At 50.3% G+C, this 16,367-nt stretch carries 9 protein-coding genes and 1 rRNA gene; 9 read left to right on the top strand and 1 reads right to left on the bottom strand.

Annotation, left to right across the window (positions count from 1 at the left end):
- The first annotated feature begins 38 nt into the window (after nt 1–38).
- The 8 genes from AK95_RS09500 (at nt 39) to AK95_RS09465 (ending at nt 14,446) form a co-directional block, all read left to right on the top strand.
- A complete protein-coding gene (locus AK95_RS09500; protein ID WP_071219736.1) occupies nt 39–950 on the top strand; it encodes a glycosyltransferase family 2 protein in 912 nt (303 codons plus the stop codon).
- A complete protein-coding gene (locus tag AK95_RS09495) occupies nt 947–2,347 on the top strand; it encodes an undecaprenyl-phosphate glucose phosphotransferase (RefSeq protein WP_071219735.1) in 1,401 nt (466 codons plus the stop codon). Before AK95_RS09500 ends, AK95_RS09495 begins: the two co-directional genes overlap by 4 nt.
- Before the next feature lie 117 nt (nt 2,348–2,464).
- Nucleotides 2,465–3,337, top strand: a complete 873-nt coding sequence (locus tag AK95_RS09490) for a phosphatidylinositol-specific phospholipase C/glycerophosphodiester phosphodiesterase family protein (RefSeq protein ID WP_071219734.1) — start codon at nt 2,465–2,467, stop codon at nt 3,335–3,337.
- Between the two features lie 414 nt (nt 3,338–3,751).
- Nucleotides 3,752–4,441, top strand: a complete 690-nt coding sequence (gene pcrB, locus AK95_RS09485; RefSeq protein WP_071219733.1) for a heptaprenylglyceryl phosphate synthase — start codon at nt 3,752–3,754, stop codon at nt 4,439–4,441.
- A gap of 297 nt (nt 4,442–4,738) precedes the next feature.
- On the top strand, nt 4,739–7,069 hold the full coding sequence (gene pcrA / locus AK95_RS09480) for a DNA helicase PcrA (protein WP_071219732.1): 2,331 nt from the start codon (nt 4,739–4,741) through the stop codon (nt 7,067–7,069).
- A 138-nt stretch (nt 7,070–7,207) separates the two neighbouring features.
- The gene (gene ligA / locus AK95_RS09475) at nt 7,208–9,223 is read left to right on the top strand and encodes an NAD-dependent DNA ligase LigA (RefSeq protein ID WP_071219731.1); all 2,016 of its coding nucleotides are present in this window, start codon (nt 7,208–7,210) and stop codon (nt 9,221–9,223) included.
- A 360-nt stretch (nt 9,224–9,583) separates the two neighbouring features.
- The gene (locus AK95_RS09470; protein ID WP_071219730.1) at nt 9,584–14,074 is read left to right on the top strand and encodes a S8 family serine peptidase; all 4,491 of its coding nucleotides are present in this window, start codon (nt 9,584–9,586) and stop codon (nt 14,072–14,074) included.
- A gap of 180 nt (nt 14,075–14,254) precedes the next feature.
- Nucleotides 14,255–14,446: a hypothetical protein gene (locus AK95_RS09465; protein ID WP_071219822.1), complete on the top strand. Its 192-nt coding sequence runs from the start codon at nt 14,255–14,257 to the stop codon at nt 14,444–14,446.
- Between the two features lie 64 nt (nt 14,447–14,510).
- Here the strand turns inward: AK95_RS09465 and AK95_RS09460 are convergent, their stop codons facing one another.
- Entirely contained in the window at nt 14,511–15,767 is a 1,257-nt protein-coding gene (locus AK95_RS09460; RefSeq protein WP_071219729.1) for an MFS transporter, read from the bottom strand.
- A 494-nt stretch (nt 15,768–16,261) separates the two neighbouring features.
- On the opposite strand from AK95_RS09460, the gene AK95_RS09455 reads away from it, so the two are divergent.
- Nucleotides 16,262–16,367, top strand: a 16S ribosomal RNA gene (locus tag AK95_RS09455); the annotation flags it as partial.

Genomic DNA, 16,367 nt, shown 5'->3' with positions numbered 1-16,367 from the left:
GTCGATAGATTACTATATTTGTCAGGAGACGTTATGCAATGGATTTAAGCATTTTAATCGTGAACTACAATACCTGTCAGCTGACGGTGGACTGTTTGCGATCCGTGTTTGCATCAGAGACGGAATATACATACGAAGTCATTGTGATCGATAACAACTCGAAGGACGAGTCGGTTCAGACCATCCGAGAGTTATTCCCACAGGTCAAGCTGATCGAGAACACGGAGAATACCGGCTTTGCCAAAGCCAACAATCAGGGGATGGAAGTTGCGGCAGGTCGCTATATGCTGCTCCTAAATTCCGACACGATTATCCAGCAGGATACAATCGAGACGATGGTCGCTTTTATGGACTATAACCCGATCATTGGCGCTTCTGGCTGTAAAATCGTCCTTCCGGACGGATCGCTGGATAAAGCCTGCAAAAGAGGGTTTCCAACGCCTTCGGCTTCCTTTTACTATGCCTTCGGGTTCAGCAAGCTGTTCCCGAACAAGCCGGAATTTAACCAATATCAGCTCGGGTATTTGAATCCGGATGTGGAGTATCCGGTGGATTGTTTGGTCGGTGCGTTCATGCTGGTTCGCCGTGAGACGATCGAGCAGGTGGGCGGGCTGGACGAGACGTTTTTTATGTACGGGGAAGACATCGACTGGTGTTATCGGATCAAGCAGGCGGGATGGGGAATTCACTATTATCCTCGGACGACGATTATCCATTATAAAGGCGGCAGCGCCCGGCGCAGGCCGTTCAAGATTATTTATGAGTTCCATCGCGCGATGATTCTTTTTCATCGGAAGCATTACCGGCAGAAGTACAACATATTCGTTAATGGAGCCGTCTATGCAGGCGTTGGTTTAAAATTGCTCCTATCCTTGCTTATGAACCGGCTTAAGCCGATTCGTCCAGCAACGATAACACAATCTTCAGGTGGAGTGGAGGTGAAATCATGATCCGCCAGAATCAGGGTTTTTTGACCAAATTGTATATGTTGACCGACTTTGCCTTTATCCAATTGGCGTTTCTGCTCGCTTGGTGGATGAAATTCGAAAGCGGTTGGTTTCCGTACGAAAAACCGCTGCCCATCGAATCTTACGGAATGTGGAGCTTGATTTACGGTGCGGTTGCTGTGGTTGTCGGCATCATGATTACCTTGTACTCGCCGAAGCGGAAAAAGCGTTTTGCCGACGAATTTTTGAAAATCTTCCAGATGCATTTCATCGGGATGTTTATCCTTCTCAGCTTAATGTTCTTTGTGAAGGAAGTGAATATCTCTCGGTGGTATCTCGCCATCTACATGATTCTCAATGTAGCCTTCATCATCCTATACCGTTATTTCCTAAAGAAATCCCTCAAGCATTTTCGGGAAAAAGGCTACAACCGCCAATTCGTGCTCATAGTGGGTGCTGGTACGCTGGGCAAGCGCTTCTTCAAAAATTTGAAGCAATACCCGGAGCTTGGGTATGAAGTCATCGGTTTTCTGGATGATTACCAGCAGTGGGACGAGATCGAAGCCAGACGACTTAAGCCCATTCTGGGTTCGGTCAGCGATCTGCATAAGGTGCTAAACGAAAAGCTCGTCGATGAGGTCGTACTAGCACTTCCACTAGATGCGCACCACAAATACCCGGAGATCATTGCTGCTTGTGAAAAGGCCGGTGTCCGAACGCTGATTATCCCGGACTTTTTCGATTACCTCCCGGCACGGCCGGTGTTTGATAATTTTGCTGGTATGCCGATGATCAACGTGCGGGATATCCCGCTGGATTTGGCGGCAAATCGACTGTTCAAGCGAGCGTTTGATATCGTATTCTCGTTAGTGGCGATTATCCTCACCCTGCCGGTGATGATCGGGATTTACTTCGGTATCCGATTGACCTCCCGGGGACCCGTCATTTTCAAGCAGGAGCGGGTCGGGTTGAATCGCCGGAACTTTTATATGTATAAATTCCGCTCCATGAAGCCGCTGCCGGAGGGGGCCCCGGATACGGGCTGGACCGTGGAAAATGATCCACGCCGCACCAAGTTCGGCTCTTTTCTTCGGAAGACCAGTCTGGATGAGCTGCCGCAATTCTTCAATGTCCTGTTCGGTCATATGAGTGTGGTGGGCCCTAGGCCTGAGCGCCCTTATTATGTGGAACAGTTCAAAGAGGAAATCCCGAAGTACATGGTGAAACACCACGTACGCCCGGGCATCACGGGGTGGGCGCAGAGCAATGGTCTGCGCGGGGATACTTCGATTGAGGAGCGGATCAAGCACGATATTTTCTACATCGAGAATTGGTCCATTCTGTTTGATATCAAAATCATTCTGCGCACGATCCGCAACGGATTTAAGAACGCATACTGATTTTAATGAATGTAGACGTCATTTGGCAGCCGCCAAATGGCGTTTTTTGTTTGGCCGACCATGTAACCGGGTATTTACCTAGCAACAGCGATGAACGAAACAAAGGGTGGGGATACCATGAAACGGATCGCAGCTGTCCTTCTATTATTTTCCGCCATTATGATACTGCTTCTGACTCATCTGGAGTTGGAAGAGGAAGCGCCGCAAGGATTCACGGCCTATCGCCTGATCGCCCATGCCATGGGGAGCATCGGGGAACAGTCCTACACGAACGCCTATGAAGCCATGGCCATTAACTACGAGAAAGGCACCCGGGTATTCGAGATTGATTTGATGCTGACGGAGGATCGCAAAGTCGTGGCCAGGCACGAGTGGACGGAGAGCATGACCCAGCAGCTGGGTCAGAAAGAGAAACTCCCTGACGATAAGCAGGCGGCCCGCCTGAGCCATGAGGAATTCATTAATACGCCGATTTTGGAGCAATACCAACCGATGGATATTGAGGGGATCATGGATATGATGGAGCGTCATCCTGATATCTACATCGTGACGGATACGAAGGAGCAGGAGGATCAGGATATTCAGCACCTGTTTACGGAGATTGTAAGTGCTGCTAATGAGAGGAACCCGGCACTTCTGGATCGGGTCGTTGTCCAAATTTATAATGAGCAGATGCTCGATATGGTCAGGGACATCTATCCGTTTAAGTCGATTATCTATACGCTGTATGCCACGCAGGATTCACCCGCCGAGATCACGGCCTTCGTGCAGGAAAACAGCATTGACGCCGTTACCATGCCGGAGTACAAGGTCAGCCCGAATTTCGTAGCCAAGCTGAAGGAAGCGGGTGCCGTGACTTATGTCCATACCATCAATGACACCAACACCGTGAATAATTATGAAAAATGGGGCGTGTACGGCGTTTACTCGGACCTGCTGACAGAGCCGGAGCTGGAGCAGAACAGCCTGAGATATACCATTAAAAAGTGACTGCCATAGGAGTGCTGCACGGCTTATTTTATGTTGAATGGTCCGCCTATGAAATAGGCTTTTCTTCATATATAGTGATGCTAAACATCGAAGTCCGTTGTCTCCAAAAGACGCGGGCTTTTTCATGCTATCAGAAGATATAAATTCGAAGCAATGGCCTACTTGATATCACAGAAAACCACCATCTATATTTCTGGAATTGTGCGTCATACGGTATGTCGGTAGACGCTTTTTTAAGCGAAGTATCAGCCCCAATCCCGTTCAAGAGGTTAGGTTCGTATATCGGCTAAACCGATAAACCGCAATTACCAAAAAAATGTTCGTATTTTATGCGAACATAAATTGACTTGCTTACCGTGCTAGCATAGACTTATTTTAGTATAATAGTAACCCGTGAACGTGGAGGAATGACGCTTGAAAGAGATGATACAATCCTGGAGGCATGTGTTTAAGCTGGACCCCGACAAGGAGATCGATGACGAGACCCTTGATGCGGTATGTTTGTCAGGAACCGATGCCATTATGGTCGGAGGCTCAACCGGAGTCACTTATGAAAATACCGTGGATCTGCTGTCCCGAATTAGGCGCTACGAGCTGCCGTGCGTGCAGGAAGTATCCGATCTGGAAGCCGTTGTACCCGGATTTGATCTATATATGGTCCCGATGGTTTTGAATACGCAGGATCCAACCTGGATTATGGGCCGGCATCGCGAAGGAATTGAACGCTATGGGTATATGATCCCGTGGGATCTGGTTGTAACCGAGGGGTATATCGTGTTGAATGAGAATGCCGCGGTGGCGAAGCTGACCGGAGCAGAGACTTCGATTGATGCGAGCGGGGCAGCCGCTTATGCCCAGATTGCGGACAAGCTGATGAATCTGCCGATTGTGTACTTGGAATACAGCGGCGCATATGGGGATATGGAGACTGTTCGTACAGTGCGCGGATCGCTGGATAACGCCCGTTTGTTCTACGGTGGCGGAATAACGAGCGCCCAGCAAGCGTCGGAGGCAGCTGCTATCTCAGATACGATCGTTGTTGGCAACGTTGTGTATGATCATCTGGAGCAGGCGCTCGAAACGGTCAAGGCCGTGAAGGGCTGACTTGTCTCTGTTATAAGATCTGCCCAAAAATATAGAGGTGCGTTAAGCCAGCTCAGGCTCTATAATAGTGTGTTTTCTCCATCCGCCTTGTGACGGTTAAGTATACATTTATTAATAATTAATTTTATATTCCATTTAACCAAGCAAGCAGAACGCACCATGTCTTAGACAGACAGCATTATATACATTCATTATCTTTAATTTTATCTATCTGCCAGACCCTATTCCATTTTTTCGCTTGTCATCTTTAACCAAGTTTCTCCCTTACCAAATCTACACTTATTAGGAGGCAATACTATGCATTCCATTGATATACACGACGCCGTCAGACGGCTGAATCCGCAGCAGCGCCAAGCCGTTGAAGCAACCGACGGACCGCTGCTCATTATGGCAGGTGCCGGCTCCGGTAAGACGCGGGTACTGACACACCGAATCGCATACCTGATCGCCACGCGCAAAGCTGCACCATGGAGCATCCTGGCGATTACGTTTACGAATAAAGCAGCCCGTGAGATGCAGGAGCGGGTATCCAAACTGGTCGGCCGGGAAGGCCAGGACATCTGGGTCTCGACGTTTCACTCGATGTGCGTGCGGATTTTGCGTAGAGACATTGAACGGATTGGCTTTACATCGAATTTCAGTATTCTAGACTCGACGGATCAGCTGTCCGTTATTCGGAACGTGATGAAGCAGCACAACATTGATCCGAAGAAATTTGAGCCGAAGGCAATTCAAGCGGCCATGAGCGCGGCCAAGAATGAGCTGATCTCCCCGCAGCAGTATGAACAGAAAGCCGGAGACTATTTTGAAACCCTTGTTGCCAAGGTATATACGGAATACCAGAAGCGCTTGAAGAGCAACAACTCGCTCGATTTTGACGATCTGATCATGACCACGATCCAGCTGTTTAAGGAAGTGCCGGAGGTTCTCGATTTCTACCAGCGCAAATTCCAGTACATTCACGTGGATGAGTATCAGGATACCAACCGGGCGCAGTACATGCTCTGCCGCATGCTGGCGGACAGCCATCACCGCATCTGCGTTGTCGGGGACAGCGATCAGTCGATCTACCGCTGGCGTGGCGCGGATATCACGAATATCCTGAATTTTGAGCAGGATTATCCCGAGGCGCGGACGATTCTGCTGGAGCAGAATTACCGTTCTACCGCGAATATTTTGAATGCTGCCAACAATGTGATCGGCCTGAACACAGGCCGCAAACCGAAGAATCTGTGGACCGAGCAAGGTGAAGGACCGAAGATCAAGGTGTTCCGTGGGGATACGGAACATGATGAGGGGTATTTTGTCACCTCGGAAATTAGCAAGAATATCAAGGACGGCAAAAGCTATCAGGATCATGCGATCCTGTATCGGACCAATGCGCAGTCTCGGGTGATCGAGGAAATTCTGATCAAGTCGGATATTCCGTACCAGATCGTCGGGGGCATCAAGTTCTATGATCGCAAAGAGATTAAGGACCTGCTCGCCTACCTACGCCTGATCTCCAACCCTGACGACGATATCAGTTTAACGCGGATCATTAATGTGCCAAAAAGAAGCATCGGCGACACGACCGTCGCGAAGCTGGCTGCTGCAGCCGCAGAGCGGGGCATCTCGATCTTCCGCGTACTGGAAATCGTGGACGACCTCGGTTTTGCCGGACGGACGCGTAATGCGCTGGTGGGCTTCTACGACATGATTGCCGCGCTCACTCGTATGGTAGAGTTTCTGTCGGTCACCGAGCTTACGGAAAAAATACTGGAAATGTCCGAGTACCGCCTCGAGCTGCAAAACGAGAATACGATCGAATCCAGATCCCGCCTCGAGAACATCGACGAGTTCCTGTCGGTTACGCAAGAGTTTGAGAAGAACAATGAGGATAAATCGCTCATCTCTTTCCTTACGGATCTAGCCTTGATCGCTGACATCGATTCGATGAACGATGACGAAGAAGATCGTGACGACGCTGTCGTGCTTATGACCATGCACAGTGCCAAAGGTCTGGAGTTCCCAGTGGTGTTCATCATCGGCATGGAGGAAGGGGTATTCCCGCACAGCCGTGCTTTTATGGATAACGAGGAGCTGGAAGAGGAACGTCGACTTGCTTATGTGGGCATCACGCGCGCCGAGAAGCAGTTGTTCTTATCCTGTGCACGCATGCGTACCTTATTTGGGCGCACGACGGCGAACATGCCATCGCGATTCCTGGAGGAAATCCCGGAAGAACTGAAGGAAGACACCCAGATGGCGCATGACCGATACCGCCGCGGCGGCGGTAGCAATGTGGGCGGATCTTACGCAGGACGCGGCTTCGGTGGGGGCGGAGGCAGCAACTTTGGCGGCGGCCGCAGCGTGGACCTCTCCCTCAGCGGATCGACCGCTTCCGCGCAAGCTGCGCCGAAGAGCCGGGTGACGATGACAACTGGTGCGTCATCCCGTCCGGCTGCGGCTTCGGGCAGTGGGGAATTTAAAGCCGGCGATAAAGTGGCCCATGGCAAATGGGGAACCGGTACGATCGTAGCGGTAAAAGGCAGTGGCAACGACATGGAATTGCAGATTGCATTCCCGGCGCCTGTGGGCGTGAAACGTCTGCTTGCCGGCTTCGCGCCGATTACGAAGGTGGAATAACCGAGGACGATGGTGGTTGCTTCATGTTAAGGGCAGGATGTTTGGACAACAATGTAATACAATGGTTGAACAACAGTCCACATAAGTCACAATGCAACCTATTATGGCCTTATATTATTGAAGGAGGATTGCCCCTGCATGGATTTCAAGGAAAAGATGGAGAAGCTCATTGCGGAGCTGAACAATTACAATTACCATTACTACACGCAGGATCAGCCGCTTGTAAGCGACAAGGAATATGATGCCCTGTACGACCAGCTGGTAGCGTTGGAGGCCGAGACCGGAGTGACGCTTCCGGATTCTCCGACCCAGCGGGTGGGTGGGGAGATTTTGAAGGGTTTTGCCCCGCACCGCCATTTGGCTCCGTTATGGAGTCTCGATAAGGCTCAGAACATTGAGCAGCTCCGTACCTGGCATGATCGCGTGGTCAGGCTGGTCAATGACTATAATACGAAGAATCCCGGCAATCCTCTCAAGGCGCCTTGTTATGCACTGGAGCTGAAGTTTGACGGGCTCACGCTGAATCTGACCTATCAGGACGGCAAGCTCGTTCAAGCATCGACACGGGGCAACGGTGCAGTTGGCGAAGGTATTTTGGCTCAGGTGAAAACCATCAAGTCGGTGCCGCTGACGATCCCGTACAAGGCAGGTACGATTGAAGTACAGGGCGAAGGCATCATGAACCTGTCCGTGCTGGACAAATACAATCAAACCGCGGCCGAGCCGCTCAAGAACGCGCGTAATGCCGCCGCAGGGGCGCTCCGCAATCTCAATCCGATGGTGACGGCTGAGCGTAAACTGAACGCTTACTTCTATAATGTAGGTTATTCGGATGGAATCACCTTTGCTGATCACAAGGAGATGATGGATTTCCTGCGCGAGAACCGGCTCAAGGTCAATCCGTACATTTTCTATTTTGAGCAATTTGATGATGTAATGGAGCAATTGGCCGATATCGAGAAGCGCCGTTCCGAGCTCGATTACCTCATTGACGGAGCGGTGGTGAAGGTGACCGATTTCCGCATACGAGAGGCGCTCGGATATACCGATAAGTTCCCCCGCTGGGCAGTCGCTTATAAATTCGAAGCGGAAGAAACCACGACCGTGCTGCAGTCGGTAACCTGGAATGTGGGGCGGACCGGAAAAATCACGCCGTTAGCGCGTGTAGAGCCTGTTGAGCTTGCCGGGGTCACGGTGCAAAATTGTACGCTGAACAATATCGGGGATATTGAGCGCAAGAACCTCAAGTTCGCACTGGGCTCCCGAGTCTTCATTCGCCGTTCGAATGACGTTATTCCCGAGATCCTTGGCAAAGTAACGGAGGAGCAGGACGGAGAAGAGATCCTGTATCCGGAACAGTGTCCATCCTGCGGATTCCCGCTGGAGCAGCGCGGCGCTCATCTCTTCTGCAACAACAAGACGGGGTGCAAACCGCAAATCGTGGCCCGGATCACGCATTTTGCTTCCAGGGATGCCATGGACATTGAGACATTCAGCGACAAAACCGCGATCCAGTTATACGACGAACTGGGCGTGAGAGAACCGGCTGATCTTTACACGTTATCTTTTGATAGCTTGCTGAAGCTGGAGCGCTTCGGCGAGAAAAAAGCCCAGAATCTGCTGGATGCCATCGAGAAGAGTAAGGAGCGGGATCTTGCATCTTTCCTCTTTGCGCTGGGGATTCCGAATACCGGCAAATCCACAACCAAAATGCTGGCCGATCACTACCGTGATCTGCACCGCGTGATGGCGGCGACCGCAGAAGAATTGGTCGAGCTGCCGGACGTGGGCGGCATCGTGGCCGAAAGCATCGCTGGATACTTCGCGGACCCGTTTGCCCAAGCAAGCATTCAGAAGATGCTCTCGCTGGGTGTCCAAGCGAAAGCGCCGGAAGCACCGAAGCCGGTCAGTACGGATTCCTACTTCAGCGGCAAAACGGTGGTGCTGACAGGCACCCTCCATCTGCTGACCCGCGAAGAGGCAACCGAACGCTTGGAAGCGCTCGGCGCCAAAGTCACCGGCAGCGTGTCCAAGAAAACCGACCTCCTCATTGCAGGCGAGAAAGCCGGCAGCAAGCTGGCGAAAGCCCAGCAGCTCGGCATCGACATTCTTGAGGATGAAGAAGAGTTCGTGCGATTGCTAGACGAATCATAATACAACTTTGATATATCTTGCAGAATCAGTTGCAACTCCATGTGAACCGAGGCTATCGATGCCTCGGGTTTTCTTTTTCCCCGATTCCCTGACGTCCTCCTTACTTGCAATGTAAGCCATATTTTCTATGAATCTATGACGTTTTTGATCATTCGTCAAAACCTCCTATACAATCGACTGAATTTAACAAAAGTATACAGAAAAGGATGAAGGAATCTAATTTTGGGTTCTAGAATAATTTACCACGGGTCAGTCTTATGCGGAAAGGAGTGGATACCATCGTTAGGCAGCGCAGATATGCTGAGGACATCCCAGACCCTAATGTGATTGGGAAATCTATCTTATGGGAGGGGCAAAGCCTTGAGTAAAAAGTTATGGTCCGCACTACTAAGTTTTGTATTAACGCTATCACTCGTTGCACCAGCGGCTGGGGCCGCTCCGTCTGAACGGCAGATCGAGCTGGACAATCAGCTCAGTGCCGATGAAGCTGGGCAAATAAAGGATATTCTGAAACAGCGGGCTAAGCTTGCCGAGTTTCCGGTGCTTGATCAAAGTCTGCAGAGATCTGCCGGGGGTCCTACAAGAGTCATTGTAGAGCTGTCTACTGAGCCAGTGGCCTTAGCCAAAGGGCTTTCCTCTATTCAGGGTCAATCCTTTAGTTCTTCCGCAGTAGCGAAGGTTGAGGCACAAGTGCAATTGGAGCAGCAGACTTTTATACGCAGCCTGAGCACGAAGAATATAACGCACGAAATTTCGGAGCAATATAGTTACGCATTCAACGGGGTGTCCATGGAGATTGACGGCAGCCAGGTTGAAGCGCTGCTTGATCTTCCTGGCGTTCTAGGCGTATATCCCGATCTGGAGGTAACGGTTGGACCGAAGGGCGAAGTGAATCCATACATGAAGGATACGGGGCCGTTCATCGGTGCTCCGGAAGTATGGGATCTCGGTTATACAGGTAAAGGCATTAAAGTAGGCGTTATCGATACGGGTATTGATTACGTACACCCTGTTTTGAAGGATGCTTATAAGGGTGGATATGATTTCGTAGACAATGATAACGATCCCTATGAGACGACTCCGCTCGACTGGGAGAATGACCCTTCCAATCCCCCACAGGTCGATGACAGGGGGAGTACGTATTGGACGGATCACGGAACGCATGTAGCGGGTACCATCGGGGCCCGTGATGCCGGCGAATATGGAGTCGTGGGCATTGCGCCGGAAGCGGATATCTATGCTTACCGAGTTCTTGGGCCATACGGAAGCGGCTATTCCAGCTGGGTACTGGGTGGTATTGACCGTTCCGTTCAAGACGGAATGGATATAATCAACCTCTCGCTGGGCAATTCACGCAATGATCCGGACTATGTTACGTCCGTAGCACTCAATAATGCTGCGCTGGCTGGTGTCACGCCAGTCGTTGCAAGCGGCAATTCAGGGCCTAACCGCTGGACGGTTGGATCGCCAGGGGCAGCGGCTTTTCCGATTACAGTAGGAAACTCAACGGGTCCAAGTGACGAAATTGCGGCAACATCGCACTTTTTCACGGATGCGGAATTGCCGGGTGAGCCAATGGATAACAATGAGGGTCCGTTGGAGCTTGGAGCAGAGCCAACACAACCCGTTACGCCTGAAGAGCAGACGGATGTAGGAGCACAGGCAGATGAAGCCGCTGGGCCAACATCGACTGATGACACGGCTGCTATGGTTGGGACGGAGCCTTCCGTCGATACGGAGCAAGATCTAGAGCCGGCTCAACCGAATGGAGGAGCCGGAGAAGAGCCGGTAACGGAAGAGGAGGCTGTTGAACCTGTTAAGGATAAGGAACTGCCTTCGGCAGACGATGCCGCTCCGATCACGGTGACAGATGCAACGTATAAGCTTGAATTAATGGCTTGGAATCTGGCCGAAGATCCTGAAGTTGTCCTGGATGGCGATTTCGGACTGGTTTATGCGGATCTGGGTAAGCCAGAAGATTTCACGGGTAAAGACGTAGCGGGCAAAATCGCATTGATTAAGCGCGGCGAAATTGCCTTTGTCGAAAAAATTGCCAATGCTAAGGCGGCAGGCGCGAAGGGTGCCATTGTGTTCAACCAGAACCCTGGACCTATCGGTGTTTTGCTTGGGGACAGTTTTGCCTTCATTCCAACCTTTAGTATGAGCAAAGAAGACGGCGATTATATCAAATCGCTGCTCGATGCCAACCCGAATATGAAAGTGAATTTTACGGATTTTATCAAAAACCGAACCGCAGGCGATGAAATCAATGATTCCAGCTCCCGCGGCCCGGCCAAAAAGACGCTGGACATCAAGCCTGACGTGGTTGCACCGGGAACAAGCATATTGTCATCCATTCCGGCGTACGGTAGGGACATTGCCGATGCAGATTACAGTCAATCCTATGATCGCTTCACGGGCACCAGTATGGCATCCCCGCATGTGGCAGGGCTTGCAGCTCTTATTTTGGAGAAGCACAACGACTGGACTCCATTCGACGTCAAAGTCGCACTGATGAATAACGCCAAAGTGCTGAATACCGAATCCTACGATGTAACGGATCAAGGAGCCGGGCGTATACAAGCGCTCAATACCATCCAGGCAGAGGCTTTGGTGAAGGTCCTGGACAAGACCTCGTATCAGGAGAACGGAACAAGTAAAGAGCAGGATAACATTACGGGAAGCATCAACTTCGGTAATTTCACGGGCAAAGCTGCCAAGACCGTTCAGAAAAAAATAAAGGTAGAGAGTATTGGAAATGCGGGCGGGACTTTTAACGTGGAAATCAATAACACACAGGTCACGCCGGGAGTAAGTGTTACAACCGATAAAAGCACCTTCACCCTAAACGGTCAAGAAGAGGTCACAATAACCCTTCAAGTGCCGGAAGGGATAGAGGGCGTATCAGAACAACAAGGGTATATTACCTTTACGAATGGAGCCTACACCTATTCAGTTCCTTACGTTGCGTACTTTAACCTTGAGATCACAGGCGTGAAATATACAAAAGCCTACAGTGACAAAGAGAATTACTTACCGCATGTTCCGTTGACCGTGACGGGTGAATTGGGCAAGCTCAACCTGGCTTTCGAATTTTACAATCCGATGCAGATCGTCATTGTGGACTTGTATGACAGTCTTAATCCGGGCGCGGGTGTTGACGGCGACGGTATTATCGGCCAAATATTCGGAGGGGAAGCCTATTTTGATGCGAACACCTCGTTTACGATCGGCTGGAACGGGAAGTATGCCGATTATGAGACCGAGAAAGAGGTAGAGGTTCAGGACGGTCTGTACTCGATAGAGCTTTTATCCCTTGGTACGGATGGAATCGTTTATTCCGATTATGCCACGATTCCTTTCTTCGTGAAGAGATCGGCACCATCGATACAAACGGAGGCGGATGTCAAAATTTCCGGCAAGAACAATCCTTCGCTAACCGGCACGATCGATGATCTCTATGTAACAGCTGTTCCGGCTCTGTGGGATGAGTGGGCAATTGATTTTGATGTGAGCGAATGGCTGGATGCCAGCTATGTTATTAAAAGAGCTAACAAAACGGTCGCCAAGCAAGGTACCTTTGATGTTGAACAGAATGGTGCATTTAACATTGCGTTAGACGGATTATCTTCAGGCAACTATACCGTTGAGCTTTCCGTCAAGGACCGTCAAGGACTTCAAGGAACGGCTTCCGTATCTTTGCAGCTGACGGGCGCGCCTGGACCAGGCAACCCGGATCCAGGTAATGGTGGCGGATCTGGAGGAGGCGGCTCGTCCTCTGGTGGAGGTTCTACGGGAACTCCGTCAACTCCGGCCTCAGAAGTATCGGGGGATGCCAAAGTAACCACGAAGAAAAATGCGGATGGTACCGAGTCTGCAACGGCGGCTCTGTCTGAAGCAGCGGTTACGGCAGGAATTACCGAAGACGGCAAAGAAGTGAAGCTGGATGTATCGAAGCTGGATTTCGGCAAATATCGCGATGTAGCTCTTACCCTCGGTAAGGCTGCCGTAGATAAATTGAAAGCATCCGGCAAACCGCTTGTGATTGCGGGTAACGGATTTAGCCTGACGGTTCCTGCTGATGCCTTGGATGATTTCACTACGAGCAGCGGATTCAGCTTAACGGTTTCCGTAGCTGCAAGCAAAGCGGGATCCGAAAACACATTGAACGCTGTATCCCCGATCGTTTCGATCAAACACGGAGACAAGTTCAAACACCCACTTCTGTTGACATTGAACTATGACCCAACAAAAGTGAAGGATGCGCGCAAGGTAGGTGCCTACGTACAGTCGGAAAAAGGGGACCTGCAATCCGCAGGATTGCTGCAATCGGCTGCGCGTGGATCGATCACGTTCCGTATTAACGGTCCTGGTTCATATGTGGCTGCCGAGAATAACGTGACCTTTAACGACATCGTCAGCCACTGGGCTAAGGATGAGATCGAGGTTGCAGCCTCGCAGCATATCACGAACGGGACAGGTGCGGGCCGGTTTTCGCCGAACAATGCGGTGACCCGTGCCGAATTTGCGACACTGCTTGATCGTATTTTCGAAACAGGCATCGATTGGGAAACACGCAGCAAAGAAGCGGGAGCGAAGCATCCGCTGACCCGTGAGGATATGGTGGTCATGATTGCGGAAGCGCTGAAGATTGATTCCGAAGCAGGTTCCTTGTCATTTAACGATACGAATCTGATTTCGGAGGAGGCGCGCGCGGCTGTAGCCTTTGCTGTGAAGGAAGGTCTGGTGAAGGGAGTGAATGGCAACCGCTTCGGACCGGGTGAGACTTCCACTCGGGCTCAGGTATCCGTAATTGTGTATCGTTTACTGGATTATCTGAACAAAATCTAATGAAGGCTAAGCTGCTTCAATACAATTCTGATTGAGCTAAAGAGGAGCTGCTCCATATCATGCGACGTGATGGGGCATCTCCTCTTTTTAATGGTGTTGGCTGCTACAAATAGGTTGATTCGATATTCCGGCGTGTGTAATATTTTGGTAGCGCCTGAATTCGATGAAGGGTGGGAGGACATGAGATATAGAACAGTGTTCTATGCAACCATTGCCATCGTGCTATTTTTCGTTATGGTTTCTGTACTGGGGAATCTGGTTGAGGGATCAGAAGCCGGAGCTATTCAGTTGAGCATCGAATGGCTGACGAAATACGTGCTCCCATGGATATTCCTGTACTGGTTCATTAAACTTGTCAGAAAAATAAAGTGAAAAAGACACTCACCGCTTGCACGTATTGTGCAGCACGATGAGTGTCTTTTTCCCATAATCTCGATTATTCCTTCGACCACTGGTCCAGCTTGTCATCACCGGGAAGAAGCAGGGCAAGCAGACCAAGCAGCGGCAAGAAGCCGATGGCGATCATAACATTGCCGATTCCCCAAGCATCCCCGAGATTACCGAGCACAAGCGAACCGACCCCGCCCATGCCAAAAGCAAACCCGGTGATCAGCCCGGATACCGTACCGATATTGCCCGGATGCAGCATTTGGGCATACACAACGGTGACCGAGAAACTGCTCAATAGGACAAATCCGCCGATCAGCAGCAATACAGCCGCCCAGAACGGGGAGGCGAACGGCAGAATCAGTGCAATGGGCGCCGTGCCGATCATGGAGAGCATGATCATGTTGCGGCGCCCAAAGCGGTCGGCCAGCGGACCGCCGAAGAAGGTACCCACAGCTCCGGATGCGAGAAATAGAAAAATATAAATCTGAGCATCATCAATCGTGAACTTGTATGCATCCATGAGGTAGAACGCATAATAGCTGCTAATGGCTGCGCCATACCAGGAGCGGATAAACACGAGAATGACGAGAACCAGCGTTGCATTGCGTACGCTTTTGCGGCGGGCGGGATCAAGCATGCGTCCGACTGCTTTCTTTTTAAACGTATAACCAGCTTTCAGCATGCCATGATACCAATGGGCAACATAGGATTGCACGAGGATACCAGCTGCGGCAACGAAGGTGAAACCGATCGCGCCGAACTGTCCGAACGGTACGAAAATGTATCGTGTCAGGAGCGGAGCAAGTGATTGCCCGGCATTGCCTCCTACTTGAAAGATCGATTGGGATAATCCTTTTCGCATACCTGCAGCCATATGAGCGACTCGCATTCCCTCAGGGTGAAAGGTCGCCGAGCCTAATCCGATCAGAACGACCGCGAACAGAACAAGGATATATGTATGTGCATATGCAAGAATGAACACGCCTGCAAACGTGAAGCACATACCGATCGGAAGCAGAATCGGTGTCGGTCTTCGATCCGCGGCATACCCGATAACCGGTTGGATAATGGATGAAGTAAAATTAATGGCAAAGGAGATCCAACCGATCTGCGTAAAGGTAAGCAGCAGGTTATCCTTTAAGATAGGAAAGATAGCAGGGATCACGGACTGGATCGAATCATTAAACAAATGAACGAAACTGATGGCGATTAGAATTTTATATACGGTAGCCTGATTTGCCTCTCCGTGGGCAGGGCTTGGAGTATCTGAGGGCTTTTGGAGAGCGATGCTTTTGTCTGCCATTCGGCGAACTCCTTTCTTATGTATGTAGTCGGGCTTTAGAAAAGCGATGAACTAACCTTAAAACCTTTTCTATAGGAAATCAATTACATTTCGAGATGATACTTCACGAATTTGAGGTCTACGATGGAGCAAATTTATAGCAAGGTCGCCGGCAGGCGGGGTTGGATATCGTTCTCTATAAGGTATAAATCTTGATAGGAGCGATGTTATGCGAAACTTTACATATTTTCTTTTAAAAATGCTTGCTATATGTTTTGTATCATGGTATATTACTAACTGTCGCTTTTGACGAAAGCTTTTGAAGCTTGTCGAACGGTGTCGAAAAAAAGTGTTGACATCAAGTTAAATACTTGATAAGATATAAACCTGCGCTGCTGATTGAGATGATCGGCAAAGCAGCCAACAAGTTCCTTGAAAACTGAACAAATGGATCACGTCAATGTAACACAAGCAAACGTTAATACGTTAGCTTTGAAATGAGCAAGTCAAACACTTTATTGGAGAGTTTGATCCTGGCTCAGGACGAACGCTGGCGGCGTGCCTAATACATGCAAGTCGAGCGGACCTGATGGAGTGCTTGCACTCCTGATGGTTAGCGGC

Source organism: Paenibacillus sp. LC231 (assembly GCF_001860525.1).
Classification (GTDB): Bacteria; Bacillota; Bacilli; order Paenibacillales; family Paenibacillaceae; genus Paenibacillus_AQ.
This window is presented reverse-complemented; position numbering and strand designations above follow the sequence as displayed.

Excerpts from the sequence above, each read along its gene's own strand:
- AK95_RS09500 (WP_071219736.1), top strand. The coding sequence starts at position 39 with ATGGATTTAAGCATTTTAATCGTGAACTACAATACCTGTCAGCTGACG.
- AK95_RS09495 (WP_071219735.1), top strand. The coding sequence starts at position 947 with ATGATCCGCCAGAATCAGGGTTTTTTGACCAAATTGTATATGTTGACC.
- AK95_RS09490 (WP_071219734.1), top strand. The coding sequence starts at position 2,465 with ATGAAACGGATCGCAGCTGTCCTTCTATTATTTTCCGCCATTATGATA.
- pcrA (WP_071219732.1), top strand. The coding sequence starts at position 4,739 with ATGCATTCCATTGATATACACGACGCCGTCAGACGGCTGAATCCGCAG.
- ligA (WP_071219731.1), top strand. The coding sequence starts at position 7,208 with ATGGATTTCAAGGAAAAGATGGAGAAGCTCATTGCGGAGCTGAACAAT.
- AK95_RS09465 (WP_071219822.1), top strand. The coding sequence starts at position 14,255 with ATGAGATATAGAACAGTGTTCTATGCAACCATTGCCATCGTGCTATTT.
- AK95_RS09460 (WP_071219729.1), bottom strand. The coding sequence starts at position 15,767 with ATGGCAGACAAAAGCATCGCTCTCCAAAAGCCCTCAGATACTCCAAGC.